This is a genomic window from Dyella sp. SYSU CM1112 (assembly GCF_058216415.1).
Genome location: NZ_JBZEGI010000009.1, coordinates 100446 through 119104 on the forward strand (window position 1 = coordinate 100446; position 18659 = coordinate 119104).

The window sequence follows — 18659 nt, forward strand, 5'->3', positions numbered from 1 at the left end:
ACGGAAGTAGGGGGATGTGTGCATATGCGGCAGTTTCGTATGTCTTTGCGTTACCACAGGGTTCTCATGTCAGTATGACTTCGCGATCTGGTGCTTTATCCCGGCGCAGCAATGCGGCCATGCGTGAGGTTCTGAAGTAACCCGTGTCGTGAGGTGGCTTTCCGGATTATCCATCTGGAAAGCGGGCGATAACGCATAGAACATCCCAGCTCCATCCCCCTTGGTTCGTACGCAACACAAGCCGCTGCCAAATCATTTTGGCGGAGTAGGGCCTGATTGCCTGGAGAAGCTTGGTTGCATGGCTGATAAGCGTCGTTAACAGGGGAGTGTGATGAGCGCAACAGTCAATTCGTGTTATGCCTTCGCGAAGAACAAAGCCTTCATGGTTGGCATTCGTGCGGGTCCCATCCATGGGAGCCTTTGCAACGCTTAGGCGCCTGGGCCGCACCATCGCTATCGATTGCACGACACATTGAGTGTGAATTCTTTCGGGGAGATTTTCTCTCCTGCTGGTAAGTGCTGCCTGAAATGTGTCGTAGGAGTCGCGACTGCTCTAACGAGAAAGTAGCAGCCTTGAGCAGCGCGCCAAAGGCTGAATACGGTGTCGCCAAACCATCGGCTACTTCGCAGCGAGATCGTGGCGAAAAGTGTTCGGCTTGATCACTTTGGAAAACGCGCCTGCTTCATCCGGCAGCCCATTTCTTTTGCGCGGCGATAGTGTCGCGGAGCTGCAAAACGTAGGTGTCATCTCTTACATAGACAGGGGAAAGAATCATGTTTGACGTTACTACTGCGCGCCAAGTTGATTATTCCGATCCCAGTGGCCAGCAGCTTCAGATTACCGTGTTTCAAGATCGTACCGACAAGGGTATTTGGTATCTGGTACCGGTCCCTAGGTTGCGGATCGATCAGGGACAGCCAGCTTTCAGTTTGACCAAGTACACCTCCAATGGTGCCGGCATAGCAGGTGCATGCGTGTTCGAGGTCGAGCTGGTTTCCCCTGAGGAAGCGAAGCGTGCCGCCGAGCGGCAAATCCCCGGCATCACCGGGTGGGGGAAGTTCACATGGACTAGCGGAAACGCCTTCTTTGATTTTGACTTGCCGGAGAACGGCAAGGTTGTTGCTCGACAGATTGCGGTACCACCCTCGCTGTTTGCGACCAATACCGCACGTTTCCAGATCGAGCTTATGACAGAAGAGCAGGTCAAGGCATTCGTCGGCAGCTTCAGTGGTGAGGGCCGGCTCTCATCTTTTTCGATCAGCTACAACATGGGCGTGCTCACTCAATTATTGGGAGCCAGTGCGACCATCACCTATACCGCATCGGCGGCGATCGAATACGAACGCACATACGAAACCCGCAAGGATACCTGGGGCAAGAGTTACTCAGTATTGGTGGAGGTCAAGCAAAATCTGAAGCAATCCGGTGCCGGCGATGTGGAGGTGAAGAAGGGCGTGGGAGGTACCGACGAACTGGTGCAGATGGTTCGCGATTGGGCGTGGAGCACGCTAGAGACGCAGGTGACCGATGCCGTGGAGACAGCCCGCCTGCTGGCCCAGGGTAACGATAACCCGGTTTCGGCAATCAGCGATTTCAGTGCGGTTTACTCCGAGGACGCGATTGTTGAATGGAGCACGCCGGTATCCCGCTTCCTGCCCCGCTTCGACGAAGATACCTGGCGCAAGATCTATCACGAGATAGATAACCGGCAACTCATAGTTACTTTCGAATTGGTAGGCGACCCGAGCGACGAGAACGGTCAGCCGCAATTCGATGACATCGAGGTCACCGTCCGATATCCGACACGGACCACCGATAACACGTTCAGTCTCAGCGTTGCCGATGGCGGCCAATCGAGCGTGACGTATGTTGCCCCTGGGGGCAATTCGTTCGATCCGAATTATGAATATATGTATCGGGTGAATTTCCCTGGCGGACAAAAACCGTATACGTCCGGATGGATCAAAGACAGCGCGACGCGTATTTCCTTCCGTCCGAATCAATTCGGCATACGTACGGTCACCTTCATCGGATCGGGGATTCCGTTCAACGATGCCACGAAGAATGCCGTCAAGAAAGTGTTTATTGATTTCTTCGAGATGCCGCCGGAAGGCGAGAAGCCGAAGCGTCAAACCAAGGAGATGATCAGCAACGGTGAAAAAATCAGCTTTTCTTCAACCTATCATGTGCCGGTAACCAATACGTACAACTACCGACTTCGGTATCAGCTTGCATCGGGCAATGTGATTACTGTTCAACCGAACGAACAATTTGGTTCGGATAATGCCGATCAGGTTTTTGTGCTGACACCGCAAGAGCAGCTTGCCAGTTTCAGTTTGCGCGCTATTGCGGCGAAGGGCGAAGACGGATTCCTTTCCATAGATGCCAATGCGGCCTATTTTGATAAACAGAACCCCTCGCTTCCTCAGCCACCCAACTACAGTTGGGATGGTTGGGTTCCCTCTCCTCAGCCGGGTCTTTCGTCTTCGGAGCCGTGGGTGTTCATGGCTAAGCCGGATCCACAAACCGCTTACTTCGAACTCAACGGACAGGTGATCTACGGCGACGGTTCTTTTTTTGTCGTGAATGACATCAATGTTCCCTTCAGTCGCGGTCCGCTGATCCTGAAGGATACCGAAGAAGTTTACAGCGTCGAGATATTCACCAATCAGATCAACTGGGGGCTGGTCGATCAGGTGACGGTCAACGTCTTTCAGATGAGGGACAGTAGCGGTAACTTGTTGACGTCCGCAGCGAAGGTCCCGGCGGAACGCGTGACGGCGATCACGGCCAGGCAAACGGGTAACGCGGATGGCCAGGCAATGGCGACACGCAATCTGTTGCCGTACAACATATTGTCGCCGGCGTCGGACACACCCGTGAAATCGCTGCCCCTGTTTTACACGCTAAACAAACCGCGTGATGCAGGGTCAGTCATTTTTTACTACAACGCGGATTACGTCTTGAAAGACGGCACCGTCAAGGGCACAGGGACTATCACGGTCACCGATAAGTTGCAGATTCATCTGCCGCCAGTCGCTGCCGAGCCGCCTGGAATTATCCAGGTCTGCATCGTAGACATCTCGACCCACTGAGCGGCGGATAGGTTGCATGAGTGTCGTGCCTCCCATCGAAGCGATAACTGTGTACGACAGACGTGACCGTGTACGGCACGCCTGTCGTGCAGTCGGCGATTCCTCGCTGGCTGCTGCCTGGGAGGCGGAGGTCCGTGCGCTTTGCGCGGACCCCACATCCGCGTCCAGCAATCTGGCGGCTGGCGGCGATCCGGTGGAGTTCCAATGCGTCTGGTCTCAAAACGACGGTTCCGTCGGGGTGCGCCTGACTGTCGACCCGGACCCAGCCGCGACACCGCTCGTACGGCAAGCGCGGTGTCTTGCGCTTGCATCGTCATGCACGACGGAGCAGGTGCGCGATCTGCTACCGCAGTGGGGGCGACGAGCTGATCTTGGATGGCGTTACGGCGGATGGATCGGAACCCGGCTGCGCGATGGTGTCTTTCATCGAAAGTTGTATCTTGAAATCCCCGCTGGTGCGGTCCTGCACTCATGGCCCTTGCTCAGATCACCCGCGCTGCAGGATCTGCCGGTGCGTGCCTTCGCGCCCATCATGATGGGCCTGGATCCGATGAGACCGGGCATCGAAATTTACGGTCAGATGGCGCCCATGCAAGCAGCGGCCTTGGCACTTATGTGCGATCGGTTCGACTTTCCCCGCCTCGCTCCCCTTGCGATACATCTATTGGAGGCACTGATGCAGCAGCGAGTGGCGACTCGCATGCCTGCTGCCGAGCAGGGCCTGAGCGTAGCGATGGACGCGAAGGGCGACGTTCTGTCATTGACATGGTACGCACACTGCGATGCCTTGCTCGGTCCACCTCGCAAGGCACGTGAAGCCTTGCTCCTGTTTGGTATCCAACAAAAATGGGAAATGGCAGAGTATGCCGCGCTTAGTGCGCCGGACGAGGCGGGTCATGTTCCGTGGCATGGTGTTGTTGGGCTTACGGTATGCCGTGATGCGCGTGTCTTGCTTTCCGTTACTTGTTCCACCCGGCCCGAGGATAAGCCACGGTGAGTGGCTTTCTCGCCATGCAACGGCAAAGCGGCGCCTACCCGTCCGAGGTCGAAGGGCTGAGCGATGAAACGTGTTTCGTCACGGCTTCAATCGCGCTGCTGCTCGACCCGATCCGACACAGGACAGCGCTGCAACGTGCACTCGATTTCATTGAACGATGCGAATGCATGGAGCGTCCCGGTGCTTTTGCATTTTATCCGGCATCGGGATCGACCCCGCGATTGATCGAAAGATTGCCGCCTGACGCTGACGATACCGCGCTCGCATGGCTGGCACTGCTGCATGGGAAACGGCGGACCATCACCGCGGCGCGAACTGCATTCGAGCGCGTCATCGCTCCGGCTTCGCGCAATGTCGTCCATAGCGCAGCACTGCCATGGGTGCGGCCGCACGCTGTGCGCACATGGCTGGTCGATGCGGGCTCCGATAATCCCATTGATTTGACCGTCAATGTCAATGTTGTCGCGTTAGCCCATTGCATCGGCATGCCCGATCAACGGGCGTGCATGGGGGCTTGCAATAGTTTGCTTGCCGCAGCACGCGACATGTATGAGCCGCGTGCGTTTGCTCGCCGGCTCGCACCGTACTACGCGGACATTTCCGAACTAGGGCTTGGTGTCCGACGCGCCATGGCATATGGCGCTAGTCAACTGGAGCCAGTGATGACATGGCTTGCGCCTGTATCAGGCATCGAAGCGTTTCGATGCGACAAACCACTTTACTGTAACGATCACGGCAGTCCTGTCTGGCGTTCGCCTGTATTGCAGGAGGCGCGGCGAACGCTTGGCGCCGACTTTTCACACATTCATCATTCCGCGAATAGAGGTTGATATGAATTTGTTCTCAATCGCCACGCTGGAATCTGCTCCTACGACGTCTGTGCCCGCCGTACGCGTCAGCACGAAGTACATGGAGACTTTTTTACCGTTGCGGCCGGTTTCGTCTGGCACGGAAATCCACACCTATCTAAACACCGAGGGCGCGTTAGATATCTACAGCGTCGGCTCGGATGAACGGGTCTACCGTCTACGTCGAACCAGCAATCAGAGGGCACCTTATGATGAAGTTGACCTCGGGATCAGCGCGTCGCAACTCTATCTGTTTGAGTCGGCGGGGGGCGATCCTGACCGGCCTTCTGTGTTTGGTCTGGATAGCAAAGGTCGATTAACGCTTGCTACGTGGCAGAACGGTGCCTACGGACAAAAGTCCACGGGTCCCGATCATGATGTAATTCGCCGCTTTCGTGGTGTACGCGGGACGACTGGACGGATCTATATCAATGTGCGCCTCGATGATGGTCGGCTTGGTGTCAATTATTACGATCCACTTGCTGACAAATGGGGTGGATCGACATGGGCGCCTGTCAAGGGACCAGACGGCAACGACGCTAAGGTGAAGGAGATCACCACCGTCGCGAACAACCCTGTGCAGTCGGCGTTGTTTGCCATTGGCATGGATGACGAAGTGCTTTTTGCCGAAGACAGCTTTCGGACTTCTCAGCTCAAGAAACTCAATAAGAAAGCCTCGCATATCACGGTGATCGTTGATGCGGAAGACCTGCTCAACATCTTCGCCGTCGAACGTGACAGCGGCTTGCTATGGGTAAAGCGACAGCGCAAGTATTCGACGGGCGGCATCCAATTCGAGGATTGGGTGCAGGTGGGGCCGGGACAGCGCGGTAAGCTGGGGCGCCTTCATGCAAATCTTCGCCGCGACAATCTGATTGAAGTTTTTGCGCTTGATGAGGCGGGTGACCTGCGGTACACGCGACAAATCGCGAACCAGCAGGGCAAGGTTTCCGGCTGGCAAGTGCTGTTTCCGATTGCGACCGAGATGCAAAACGCCATTTTTACGGTTGGACGCAATCAAAGCGGCTATTCAGAAGCTTTTTCTGTGACACCCGAGAATGAGATTTATCGTTTTTGGCAGGCACCCGAAAGCGGCCAGTGGTTCTCCGAGTTGATCGAGGCGCCACGGGCAGAAGACAAACTTATCTCCGTCCCCACGCATGCGACGGAGATCATTGTCGTCGATGGAAGTGGCGCCCCGCTGCAAAACGCCAGCGTCACCTTGAATGCCGCATTCCTCACGACATTGTGGGTGAATGGAGACGCCTACAGCTCGAGCATTGTCGATCCGATCACCCTCAAGACGGATGTCACGGGAAAACTGGTGGTGTTGCAACGGGCGAATGCATTGGCCGCTGCTACCTTGCTCGTCTCCACCCCACTTACTCCAGTCGGGCAGCCTATCAAGGTGCAGCCGAACAGCCAGTTGCAAGCCAGCATGGCTGTCATGGAGAAAGAAGATGTGCTCGAAGCCAGAGATAAGAGCGGCAACTTATTATTGCCTGCTGATACCAAGGATCGAGATGCCGTAGCCGAGAGCATTGCGGAGATTACACGGCGGTCCATGGACATTGCGCAAGCCGATGAAAAGGCCGGCGCCGTCCAATTCAAGTTTGCTTCTACCTATGCGATGGGCTTCCGGCTGCAATCGGACTTTACAGGGCTGGGAACCGTCGCATGGGAAATCGATTTCTCATCGGGCGTTCCGATCTATCGCGATACCGATCTTGCGTCAGTGACGACATTTCGAACTGAACACGCCCATCTCGGTGCCGCCGATGGCGGCTTTCTTGGTGTCGACTGGGGCTCCGTCTGGAATGGCATCAAGAAAGGGGTTTCCTGGCTCATTGATGGCCTGGAAAAGATTATCGTAACCGTGGTAGATGGCATAACGACCGTGCTGTTCAAGATTGCCGGCAAAGTATTCGAGGCGGTGATCCAGTTCGCCCAGCAGGCCTTCGATTTCATCGAGGGTGTATGGAACTGGCTTAAAGTGAAACTGGAGCAGCTATACGAATGGCTGGCCTTTCTTTTCAACTTCAAGGATTTCGCGCGTACTGCCGAAGGTGTGAAACACACCGTCGGCGTCATTCTCGATGTCGCTGCCGATGCAGTAGGCACTATCCGCAATCAGGTCGACGCTGGATTCGAACGGATCAAAGGCAACCTTAAGGAGATCGTCGATCAATTCGTCGGTAACCTTAATGATCAAGGTGACCCATCCATGGGTAACTACTTCAACCAGCAACCGGCTACGGAAGATCAGCAGCATGCTTCCGATCATAATATTTTCTTCAATGCCTACCAGCAGAATCATGGTTCGATCGAGGTAAAGTCAGGCGGGAGTTTCACGTCCGCAGAACTCGATGCCGGGCTGGACGCGTTGATGGATAAATTGAAGTCACTGAGCGATAACTTCGAATTCGGCGATGGCAAGCAGGCCTTTCAGGAAGCGTACGGATACTTCGACAACATAGGCAAGGATCCGAACAAGGCGCTTCAGTTACTGCTAAGCGGTATCGTCAAGGCACTCGAAGGCGTTGCACTCTTTGCGCTCGATTTCGCCAAAGGCGTCGTGGACTCGATCCTTGATCTGCTCCAGGCGGTAATCCGCGCCTTTCGAGACGCGATCTTCCAGGAATGGGAAATCCCTATCTTTTCGCAGCTCTATCAGCTGTTCACGGGCGATAGGCTGACCATTACACCAGTGAATGTCATTGCATGGATAGTCGCCATACCGATGACTATCGGCGCCAAGGTCATCCTAGGTCGGACACCTTGGAATGAGCAGCAACTGGAAACGTTCAAACGTACATTTACCGCGGAGATGCTGCGGCAGCGGCTTGGAATCAGTTCGTCGAGTGTGACCACCTTGGCTGCTGATGCCTGGGATCCGCAGTGGCGCGAAAATTTCCTCACCGGATACTGCTTCATAATGGGCGTTCGCGCGCTCGCCGAACCAGGTGGCATCATCGCCAATGCCTCTGGGGAAGGGTTAGGGCCTGCGGGTATTGTGCCGGTCGCACTACGCTTTTTGTCCACCTGCTTCACGGCGCCTTGGGCGTTGTCCGCGTCAGCCGGTGCGCCGAACTGCACCCCCGGTGACCCGGGTTTTGGCGTGACGATCTGGATCTGCCAGATGACGTTCGGACCATTGCGTGGTGGTCTGATCCATTATCAAAAATGGATTCAAGGCGAGGCGAAGATTTACACCGCCGAATTGACGCTGACCTTGTGGGGCGTCGCCAATCTGATCATGACCGCGTGGAACTTCAGCAAACAGGAGCAGACTACGCTTAACAAACTGGCGTTCAGTCGCACGATACTCAATATTGTTCCTGGTCAAACCTTGCATTTCCTCGCGATACCGGGTCTCAACAAGAACACCTATATGATTCCGGCCGGGATATTGGCGGCGTTGACGTTCATCGCGTTTTTTGGATCGCTGGGTGTTGCAATCAAAGAGATCCACACGACGACAGTCGGTTTGCCGGAGGCCGTCGGCGCGTAATGCGTTTGCTTTCCCAGTAGTGATGGCCAGCGATTGGGAATCTTCGTCTCTATGCGACGGGAGACGGAGATTCCCGCATCGATCATGTATGGTTTGGGCAAGAGCCTAATAAGACAGGTCGTCGTTCGGCACGCACCGAACATCAAGCACGCAGGATATGCGTCAACGGCCGTCTTGGTTCAGCGTTTGCTGCGCGATGGCCGGCAATAGCTGCGCCACCCGTATGCATGGGCGGGAGCGGGGGGAGGGTTGTTTGTATGGCCGAGACGGCGATGTCTATCGGTACGTCGTCAGGGTCCCGGTAGTCGCGCAGTAGCTTTTCGAGCAGTTGGTCCTGTGCGTAGCCCCGCTCGTAGGCGTAGGCGTAGGGCAGGAGGGTGAAGGTGACCATACGGTAGCGCGACATGAAGTGCCGTGGAGCAGCCTCGGTTAATCGCGCCCCCAGTTTCAGCTTGGCGACATAATGTGGATCGGCAACGGAATCGCGCATTTCGACATAATTTTCCAATGTCATGGCTGCGATGGCATCGGCGTTTGGCTGACGAATGTGCTGGAATTTCGCAAAAGCGTCGGCAGCATCATGATGAAAATCCGCCAGTAGCTCAGCCAGCACCACGGCGTCCTCGAAGCCGCAATTCATTCCTTGGCCATGGAACGGCCCCATGGCATGCGCTGCGTCGCCAATCAATACGGCACGCCCGTCGACGTGCCAGCGTTCAAGATAAAGCGTGGCGAGTGTGCCCACTGGGTGATTGCCGTAATCCTCGGCGAGGCGCGGCATCAATGAAAAGAGATCGGGGAAGATCTCTCGATAAAAATCGCTGGCGGCTGCGGTATCCGGTAGCGTGTTGAAGCTGGGGTGGGGGCCATGCCGAGGAAGGAATAGCGTGACATTGAAGCTGCCTGTGATATTCGGTGTCGCGATGGACATGTAGCCGCCACGCGGCCAGATGTGCAAGGCGTGAGGTTCGATCGCAAATCGATGGCTGCCATCGAGAGGGGGGATTTCCAGCTCCTTGTAACCATGGCCGAGTGGTTCGACGCGGATGCCAAGGGATTGATAAACGTTCATGGCTGCGCGCAAGGCGGAACCGGCGCCATCGGCGCCAATCAACAGGGCGGCGTCCTGCTCGCGTTGAACACCATCGCTGTCGGCCAGCGTGATGCGTTGTGCATCGATATCAGCACTGGCCAATGTTTGCCCGAAGTGAAACGTGGCCCCGGCTGCCTCTGCTGCATCGAGCAGTAACGTATTGAGGCCGCTACGGGAGATAGACCAGATCACCTCGCTGTCGTCGATGCCGTAACGTTGCAGCCCGGGTGCGCCCTCAAACGGATGCACCATGCGGCCTCGCATCATCACTGACTTGCGCAGCGCATGTTCTGCCAATCCTGCGGTACGTAATGCCTGCAAGCCTCGCTCGGCAACGGCCAGATTAATGGTGCGGCCGCGAGTAAAACGGGCTATACGCCTTGGATCCGCGCGTTTTTCAAAGACGCTGACGGTAAAACCCTGCGTGGCCAGAAGTTGCGCAAGCAATGCGCCCACCAAACCACCACCGATCAGAGTAATCACTTGCTTGGCCATGCCGACTCCTGGACGCGATGAGTGCTTCGTGCAGTGCGATACGGTGGTCAAGAATCTTAGGCCGGCGATTAAGAAAGCATAAAACTGGCGTCGTTGATCAAAACAAATGCATCAACATCAGAAAGTCCTTACGGGCTGATTCAGGGCTCATACGAAGCCATGGCGTTTCGGATGGATCTATATCGTGTGAAGCGTGCTAGATGTACGAGTAATCAATGCACCTTAAGTTCGATGCTGGCGGAATCCATGCACAAGAAAATCACGCCATGTTCCGATGAGCCGGCATGAATCAGCAGATCTTCACGTGCTCTGAAATGCTAAGTCGACGGATAACACGGCACGCGATCGGCTGTGCTTGATCAGGAAGTGGCGCTCAACAAGCTTGGCGAAATCAGAAGCGTGGGCTCGACCTCATCGCCATGTATGTGCATGCATCCTTTCGATATACCAAATGCGTCTGGCCGGTCAGCTCTGCCATGGCGTGAATATCGGCAGCTCTGATGTGCAAACCCACCGGGACAGGATCGACGCGGCTGTTTGCTGTTCGATGACTTTCCATCTTGCAGTGGCGCGACTCGCTAGGTACGACGTTCAAGAGGCCAAGCCATCGGCGCTGGGCGAGACGCCACGCTTCGCGGGGTTACAGAAGCCTCACTTGCGCTGATAACGGTTCCGTTGTTGTTCCCTGCGAAGCTTGAGATGACGCTAACCTTTCTTTGCCTGATGGTAAAAAGTTGCGATCACTGGGCTTAAACAAGTTTAGTTATGAAATTCAGTGATTTGAATCAATGTTTTTGACCGTGGCTTACAGTCGGCGATGTCATAGATAACCTTTTAAACTATGTTATAGTGGTTACAATACTGGTGGGAGTAAGGAAGGCCTTGATGGCCCCCTCCTGTGCCGGCAGTGAAACCAACCGGGGCACTTTTTCTCTTCCGACCGGTGTATCGGTCTACACGTCAATCACTTCCTATCCACCACGGAGAATCGTTATGCCATTACGTGAAAGTGTTGCGATCGTAAGTGGCGCCAGCCAAGGCATCGGAAAGGCGACAGCTGTCCGCCTGGCAGAAGATTTTGCAAAGCTGGTTTTGGTGGCGCGAAATCGCGAGCATTTGGAAGAAACGGCCGAGTTGGTTCGCGCCGCCTCGGCGGAGCCGTTGGTGATAGCGGCCGATCTGAGCAAAGCCGATGCAGCACAACATGTTGTGCATAGCACGCTGGAGCAATTCGGACGCGTGGATGCCTTGCTTAATATCGCCGGGGCAGTGCCGCAGGTGGACCTGTTCACCATGACGGATGCGCAGTGGGACGAGGGAATGTCGCTCAAGTTTCACGGTGCGCGGCGCCTGACCCTATGCGCTTGGGATGCATTGAAGGCTGCAGGTGGCGCAGTGGTGTTTACATCGGGCAATTCCGCGCAATTTCCAAAGGCTCCTTATGCGGCGGTGGGCGCCATCAATGCAGCCATTGTTGCCTTGGCCAAAGCGTTTGCGGAGCGTGGCCTTAAAGATGGTGTGCAGGTCAATAGTGTGTTGCCCGGTCCCGTCATGACGGGACGCCGTCAAAGCTATCTCAAGAAGTGGGCGACGGATCATGGGTTGAGCGTCGATCAGGCGGTGAGCGAGTTTCTTAAGCAATCGGGTATCCGGCGCTACGGAAAACCCGAAGAACTGGCCGGGCTGATGGCGTTCCTGGTCTCGCCGGGTGCTCGATGGCTGACAGGGGCATCTTTGCGCATGGACGGCGGTGAGGTGGTGTCGATCTAAGCTCGGTTTGTCGGCCGAACAGGTGTCTTATGGTGAATTGGCGATTCTTGGGTGCCCTGCTGGGAGCGACCTTTCTGATGGGTTCAAGCTTTGTGGCGGGGAAGATTCTCCTCCAACAAGGCGTGCCGCCCATGTCACTGGTGGCGTGGCGATTCCTTGTGGCGGCGGTGGCCACATTGCCGTTGGTTCGAGCATGGAGTCCGTCATTCCGGTCCGCTCTGGCGCCCAGAGAAATGACATGGAGTCATTGGTGCACGGTTGCGCTGATCGGGGCACTGCAGACTGCAGCGGTCATGGGACTGCTGTTCCTGGCCATGCAACACATATCCGCGTCAGTGGCCGCGATTTTGTTGTTTACCAACCCGATACTGGTTGCGATTCTGGGTTGGCTGATCCTGTCCGAACCTTTAGGCCGGCTGCGTCTTGCAGGCCTGGGGATGGGGGCGGTTGGGGTGGCCTTGGCTATCGGCGTGGGGCCGGAGCTGTTCCGTGGCGGCGCGACCTTGGTAGGCGAAGCGATCGGCTTGCTGTCGGCCTTCTGCTGGGCCTGCGCCACGATTGTGGCCAAGCGATCGCAATGGCCGATGAGTACATGGGCGTTGAGTTTTTGGCAGATGCTGATTGGCTCGATGATCCTCCTCGTCATTAGCTACGCAACGGACCAGCATTGGCCGGCGCATACGACCTGGTCGCAATGGGGATGGTTTATCTGGCTGGCCATTCCTGCCTCGACCGGTTCCTTTGGCCTCTGGTTTGTGGCGCTGTCGCAGGGAGGAGCGACCAAGGCAAGCAGCTATCTGTTTCTTACACCGGTATTCACGGTGATCTTGTCTTTCTTCGTGCTCGGCACGGCCTTGACCTGGTTGCAAGCGTCAGGAGGGTTGTTGATTGGCATGGGCCTGTGGGCTGTCAATCGCGTAACGCCGGCCGAGAACTTGAATGAGGCAAAGAAGGAGGCGCTATATGAGGGTGAGCCCTAGCGCCGAAGCCGTGCCTGAAAATGAGAGGCGATGGCGTGGATGGCTGTAACCAGCGCACGCGTCATGGCGAACTCGCTGTAACGCGTTCCTCGCTGACTTACGCTATCGCCATGGCCTCGCTATGCAAGACGACATCTCTTCTCGGAGCAGGCCTGGGGCTGAAGCCGCAGCACTACGAACACGCCCATGTGACGGTGGAGCCCGGGTTATGGTTCGAGGTTCATCCAGAGAATTACATGGTTGAAGGCGGCCCCCGGCTTGCATGGTTGGAAGCGATTCGGGCGCGCCACCCGCTGTCCCTGCACGGGGTATCGTTGTCGCTTGCGGCCGATAAGGAACCTAACGCGGCACATCTGCGTCGATTCAGAACATTGATCGAGCGTATACAGCCTACTCTCGTGTCGGAGCACCTTGCATGGTCGGTATGGAGAGATCAGTACCATCCCGATTTGCTGCCATTCCCGCGCACACGGGATGCATTAATGAGAGTTGCGGCGAATATCAACCAGGCACAAGACACGCTTGGGTGCCGGATTGCAATCGAGAACCCGGCGCATTATCTGACGATCTCTGGACATGACTGGAGCGAGATCGACTTTTTAGCAGACGTAGTACGTCGCACAGGATGCGGTCTGCTGGTCGACATCAATAACGTATTTGTCAGCGCGCATAATCTTGGTACGGATCCCATCGCCTACCTCGACGCCGTGCCATCCGATGCAGTGATGGAAATTCATCTGGCCGGACATAGCAGCGATACTAACGAGGCATTCTTGATCGATTCCCACGACACGGACATCGATCCGCAGGTGTGGACGTTGTATGCGCATTTTATCGATCGGATCGGTCCGCGCCCGACGCTGATTGAGCGTGACGGCCATATCCCCGAGTTCGATGCACTTCTGGATGAACGTCAGCATGCGCAATCCGTGCTCGATATATTCGCCTCAAGTGAGGTGGCAGCGTGACCGTAACCATGGCTTCTTTTCAGGATGCGTTCGTCGAGGCCTTATACGGCCGCGCACCTGAAGATAGCCGCGTGATCGCCTTGATGGATCAGCCGGGATTCGCGGTGTATCGCAATACCGTCATCCGAGGCTGTGTGGATGCATTGCAAGCGAATTTCCCAGCGGTCGTCCGTCTCGTTGGCGAGGAATGGTTTCGCGCCGCTGCGGCCGAATATGCCGTCTTGTCGCCGCCAGTGGAGGAGCGGTTGCTGCACTACGGACAAGGCTTTCCCGATTTCCTCGCATCGTTCGAGCCGGCAGGTGCATTGCCCTATCTGCCCAGCATCGCTCAGCTCGACTATTTCTGGATCGAGGCTCACGCGGCGGCGGATAAGGCGCATGTGACGGTATCTGACTTGGCAGCATGGCCACCCCGGCAGCTGGAACGCGCCAGGCTGCATATCCATCCCAGTGCGCGCTGGCGCTGGTTTACGGATGAACCCGCTTACACGATTTGGCGGGTGAACCGGGAGGGCATGGATCTTCCAGAACATCTTGACTGGCATGGCGAGGGTGCTTTGCTTGTGCGCCCTGCGGGTGAGGTGAAGTGGTATCCGCTGTCGGCAGGAGGATGCGCGTTTCTGGATGCATGTGCGAGCGGCCACGACGTGGAGTCGGCAGTAACACAAGCACTGGACCGCGAGCCGGATATGGATCTGGGGCCATGCGTATCGGCCTTGTTTACGGCGGGGGCTGTCGCTGAAATCGGGCGAGACGACACATCCGCATGATCATTGCCCGGGATGACAAGCGAAGGTTGTCACCAGTGCAAGTATTTAAGGCCGAGCAGGGCGCCCAGGCCCGTGGTAATCCCCATTGCCAAAACGTACCAAACACCCCAGAAAGGGACGGACATTTCGACGCCATAAAGCGTATAGACCAGCACGCCTTCCGCGCCGGCCAGTAGCCCCATGCCTGCACCTGCCAGGGCCGCATGGGGCGGTGCAAGCCCCTTCATCGATTGCATCGCGGCACCCAGCGGCGGCAATGACAGGAGGACGATGTTCAGCGTGCTTACGCGCCACGTGGATCCCATCATGAGCTGCAAGCGATAGCCGTGCGGTGCAGCCAGAAGGATCGCCGCGGTGGCCACCCACAGCGTGGCAATGGGCAACAGGACCTTGATCCATGCCAGTTTGGTAGGGACGCCAGGTTGTCCGAGCCGTTCCGCCAGCTTTAGCGCAGGCACGATGATGGCCAGTGGGAACGCGAGTTTGGCCCAGAAAAGTGGTGTTGCGATCATGGCTGGCATGTCGCCCCGTACACCGTAGAGCACAACAAGCAGAAGGGTGCTTGCTGCCAGGCCATGCAGCAGAGCCCGGCCAATACGTTTTGCTACGGCATTCGGCTCGATGGGAACCAAGTTGTTGCTGAGTTGCGTAACTAAGTGCCGCGTTTTCATGCACATCTCCAGATGGCGTTCGGCGCATGCCTGACGCAGACCTCCGCGAAGCGGTTCTTTATGTCAGGGCAAGGAAGGCTCATTCCGTTCGATTCGATGGATCCCCGGTAAAAGTTACGGAGGGGGGATGCGTGCGTCAAAGATTTGACACCTGCGGGGCCATTTCGGACGTACGTCTTTGCTTTTCGAGATGGCTGTAACCGGAGCGTCGAATGCGCCGAACTACTACGCGGACCAGTCAGCAGGCAGAGCCGCCGGGAGCAAGTCCTGGCGCTAAGAGGGGCTGCTGTGTCGCCTTTTTTATCAACATTCAAAGGAATCCCACGATGAACAAGATGACGCTTTCCGCTACTGCGATCCTGCTGGCCTCATTGGCTTCCGGTGCCCATGCACAAACGCAACAATCCGCCGCCGAAGGCAGCCAGAAGGTAGAGAAGTGCTACGGAGTGGCGCTTGCGGGTCAAAACGATTGCAAGGCAGGCGCGGGCACCACCTGTGCCGGTACATCCATGAAGGACTATCAGGGCAATTCGTGGAAAAACGTTCCCGCAGGAACCTGCACCTCCATCAAGACACCGAAGGGGCACGGCTCGCTGACGCCGATGAAGCCGTAAGTAGGGCGAGCAAGGAGCGCGTGGGGTGAGCTTGCGTCGCTCCACGTCTCCGCTAGGCGGCCCTGATGTTTCAGTCGGCTGGCGACACGTTGGAGAGTTGTCGCGTTGCCAGAGGTACTGCATCAGGTAACGGTGTGATGAAGATGATGGAAACGGTCTGGCGGGATAGGGCGATGTCGACGAAATTGACCATTCGAATGTGGCTGCTGTTGTTTTTGGGTTTGTTTGCCTTGGCCTTGTGGTGGTCCGTGGGGCAATCGTGGGTCGATGCCAAACAGGCGACGCAGACGATTGGTGAACTGGACGAGCTTTCTACCTCGGACATTGAGCCCTTGCACGAGATGCAGCGTCTATTGCTCTCGGCATTGGTGAACATGGATAACGCGTACATCAATCTTCAGCGCGGCAACCAGGTGACCGCCACGGATTACACCCGGCGGGCTTCGGCGCTGCGCTTGCAGGCGAACAAGATTTTCAAATCGTGGCGCGATAACGTTTCGCGCCAGGATGCTTCTGATGACGAAGTGCGTCGCATCAGCAATGCGTACGAGAAGTACACCCAGATTCTTGGGGTGCGAGAGGAGGCTCTTTATGACGTCTCCTTGAATGATTATGTGGCAGCGACCAGTGGCGCCGAAAAAGCCGATTCCGAATTCCAGTCCACGTTGCGCAGTGCCATCGATGAAGCCAGGCAGCGCCGTGATGCATTGAAAACCCAGTCAGATGCGCGCGCCGATCAAAATGGACGTGTGGCCGTGGGCATGGGCGTGCTTTCGATCTTGCTGATGCTCATCTATTGGCAATTGATCCACCGCATCATCCTTCGGCCCTTGCGTGAACTGACCCATACGTTTCAACGCATTGCAACCGGCAATCTCAGTATTCCGATTGAAAATCACGCGAGGAATGAAATTGGCGCACTCTTCGTGGCGCTTGACACGATGCAGTCGGATCTTGTGCAAACGGTCGGCACGATCCGCCAAGGCACGAATGACGTTACACACGGCATTCAATATATATCGAGAGATAATCGGGAGCTTTCCGGGCGCACGGAGCAACAGGCGAGGTCCCTTGAGCAGGCATCCGCCACGCTTGGGCAGCTGGCGGCTGCCGTTCGCCAGAACGCCGCAAGCACGCATCAGGCTGATGAACTGGCCAGCGAAGCGAGATCGGATGCGGTGCGTGGGAGCGACAGGGTGTCCGCCGTCGCTTCGACGATGACAGCCGTGTCGGAGAACGCCGAACGTATTTCCGATATCGTCAATATCATTGAAAGCATTGCATTCCAGACGAACATCCTGGCGTTGAATGCCGCGGTGGAAGCTGCTCGCGCCAACGAGCACGGCAAGGGCTTTGCGGTCGTCGCTTCTGAAGTGCGTTCGTTGGCGCTTCGAAGCGCGCAGGCAGCCAAGGAGATCAAGACGCTTATCGATGCCTCGAATGAATCGGTTCAATCCGGTGCGCGTCAAGTCTTGGAAGCACGAAACGCGATGCATCAGATTGTCGGCTCTGCCGAGCGTGTTACGGAGATGATGAAAAGAATTGCAGCGGCGACGTCTGAACAGTCCGAGGCGATTGCACATGTCAATCGCGTCGTTGCCGACCTTGATAAAGCGACCCAACAGAGCGCTGGACTTGTCCAACGTACGGCGGGCGCTGCGGGAGAGCTGGAGGGAGAAGCCGGGCGACTGGTACACGCAGTCAGCGTTTTTCAGATTCGCAACAGTGCTCAATCAGATCATCCGTCAGCATCCGGTCAGTTGAGGCCCATGTTAACGGCGTGACCATGATCGATGGCCGCCTTAGAAGGAGTGAAACCATGCCTAGCGCTTCCATCGGAAGCGCTAGGGTGAGCCCTGTTACAAAGCGAAAGGGGCGCGTATCGCTCAGTCAGGGTGTTTTTGATCCCTGCGAAACGGAGCAGATGGCCAGTGGTCGAGCCTGACCAAACGTCGCCATGATCAGGGATCAGACCTCCACCGCATAATTGGACGGGAACAGCGCACGGCGCGCTTCTTCGTCCATTTCCTGCTTGAAGACATGTTTCTCCCCCACCGCCTTGGCGCGCGCAACAGCGGGTCGGGCATTAATCGCGTCGAACCAGCGTTTAAGCTCCTTGTAGGGCGCGAGGGGGTCTTCGCTGCCAGGAAAGACGAACGCTGCGCGTGCGACCCATCCCCACGCCGACATATCGGCAATCGTGTAGCTATCGCCGACTAGATACATACGATGGGTCAGCCGTTCGTTGAGCACCTGGTAATGCCGGTCCGCTTCACGGCGAAACCGATTGATCGCATAGGGCAGTTTTTCCGGCGCGGCATGTTGGAAATGTACAGACTGGCCCGAGAACGGGCCAAGGCCCGAACTGATGAAAAATAGCCAGGAAAGTAATTCCGGCCTGTCCTTCGGCGCACCAAGAAATTGACCGGTCTTTTCTGCCAGGTAAAGAAGTATGGCGCTGGAGTCGAACACCCGCACTTCGCGACCATCGGGACCGTCTGTGTCGACCATGGCAGGGACTTTGCCATTGGGGTTGATATGCCGGAAGGCCAATGTGTGCTGTTCGCCCTTTTTCGTATCGACCGGTCGCAGTTCGTAAGGGAGACCGCTTTCTTCAAGAAACAAAGCCACCTTTGCAGGGTTGGGCGTGGGATGAAAATAAAACTGAATCATGATGCCCTCGCGTATTGTTCAATGAGTTGGAAAAAAGACGGCTACGCCGAGGTCACGACAAAGAGGTGGCATCGGCGTAGCCATCAAAACGTGGGATCCCGAGGCTCCCGAATATCCCACGGCACAGTCAATCTTGTTATTTCGGTCACGGCGTCGTCTTCAGCTGCAGGTCG

12 protein-coding genes and 1 pseudogene are annotated in these 18659 nt (G+C 56.4%); 10 read left to right on the forward strand and 3 right to left on the reverse strand.

The window, feature by feature from the left end; genetic code table 11:
• Positions 1-774: 774 nt before the first annotated feature.
• Genes AC4HNJ_RS13845 through AC4HNJ_RS13860 form a run of 4 tightly spaced genes read left to right on the forward strand, consistent with a single transcriptional unit; the run spans position 775 to position 8452 of the window.
• The gene (locus AC4HNJ_RS13845; protein WP_490480175.1) at positions 775-3096 is read left to right on the forward strand and encodes a hypothetical protein; all 2322 of its coding nucleotides are present in this window, start codon (positions 775-777) and stop codon (positions 3094-3096) included.
• Positions 3097-3112: 16 nt separating this feature from the next.
• On the forward strand, positions 3113-4093 hold the full coding sequence (locus tag AC4HNJ_RS13850; protein WP_490480176.1) for a hypothetical protein: 981 nt from the start codon (positions 3113-3115) through the stop codon (positions 4091-4093).
• Entirely contained in the window at positions 4090-4923 is an 834-nt protein-coding gene (locus AC4HNJ_RS13855; protein ID WP_490480177.1) for a hypothetical protein, read from the forward strand. The genes AC4HNJ_RS13850 and AC4HNJ_RS13855 overlap by 4 nt, the downstream gene beginning before the upstream one ends.
• 1 nt (position 4924) lies before the next feature.
• Positions 4925-8452, forward strand: a complete 3528-nt coding sequence (locus AC4HNJ_RS13860; protein ID WP_490480178.1) for a DUF8189 domain-containing protein — start codon at positions 4925-4927, stop codon at positions 8450-8452.
• Between the two features lie 223 nt (positions 8453-8675).
• Here the strand turns inward: AC4HNJ_RS13860 and AC4HNJ_RS13865 are convergent.
• A pseudogene (locus AC4HNJ_RS13865) lies at positions 8676-10040 on the reverse strand (FAD-dependent oxidoreductase); the annotation flags it as partial.
• A 993-nt stretch (positions 10041-11033) separates the two neighbouring features.
• On the opposite strand from AC4HNJ_RS13865, the gene AC4HNJ_RS13870 reads away from it, so the two are divergent.
• The 4 genes from AC4HNJ_RS13870 to AC4HNJ_RS13885 are packed head-to-tail and all read left to right on the forward strand — an operon-like array spanning position 11034 to position 14528.
• A complete protein-coding gene (locus tag AC4HNJ_RS13870) occupies positions 11034-11810 on the forward strand; it encodes an SDR family oxidoreductase (RefSeq protein WP_490480179.1) in 777 nt (258 codons plus the stop codon).
• Positions 11811-11842: 32 nt separating this feature from the next.
• Positions 11843-12790, forward strand: a complete 948-nt coding sequence (locus AC4HNJ_RS13875; protein ID WP_490480180.1) for a DMT family transporter — start codon at positions 11843-11845, stop codon at positions 12788-12790.
• A 35-nt stretch (positions 12791-12825) separates the two neighbouring features.
• Entirely contained in the window at positions 12826-13758 is a 933-nt protein-coding gene (bufB, locus tag AC4HNJ_RS13880) for an MNIO family bufferin maturase (protein WP_490480181.1), read from the forward strand.
• Positions 13759-13766: 8 nt separating this feature from the next.
• Positions 13767-14528 (forward strand): HvfC/BufC family peptide modification chaperone, encoded by a 762-nt coding sequence (locus AC4HNJ_RS13885; RefSeq protein WP_490480182.1) that lies wholly within the window; start codon positions 13767-13769, stop codon positions 14526-14528.
• A 29-nt stretch (positions 14529-14557) separates the two neighbouring features.
• On the opposite strand, the gene AC4HNJ_RS13890 is transcribed toward AC4HNJ_RS13885, so the two are convergent.
• Positions 14558-15199 (reverse strand): DUF1109 domain-containing protein, encoded by a 642-nt coding sequence (locus AC4HNJ_RS13890; protein WP_490480183.1) that lies wholly within the window; start codon positions 15197-15199, stop codon positions 14558-14560.
• A gap of 326 nt (positions 15200-15525) precedes the next feature.
• Here AC4HNJ_RS13890 and AC4HNJ_RS13895 point away from each other — a divergent pair, with 326 nt between their 5' ends.
• Entirely contained in the window at positions 15526-15813 is a 288-nt protein-coding gene (locus AC4HNJ_RS13895) for a BufA1 family periplasmic bufferin-type metallophore (protein WP_490480184.1), read from the forward strand.
• A 173-nt stretch (positions 15814-15986) separates the two neighbouring features.
• A complete protein-coding gene (locus AC4HNJ_RS13900) occupies positions 15987-17597 on the forward strand; it encodes a methyl-accepting chemotaxis protein (RefSeq protein ID WP_490480185.1) in 1611 nt (536 codons plus the stop codon).
• Between the two features lie 184 nt (positions 17598-17781).
• Here AC4HNJ_RS13900 and AC4HNJ_RS13905 read toward each other — a convergent pair whose 3' ends face one another.
• On the reverse strand, positions 17782-18486 hold the full coding sequence (locus AC4HNJ_RS13905; RefSeq protein ID WP_490480186.1) for a glutathione S-transferase family protein: 705 nt from the start codon (positions 18484-18486) through the stop codon (positions 17782-17784).
• Positions 18487-18659: the final 173 nt, after the last annotated feature.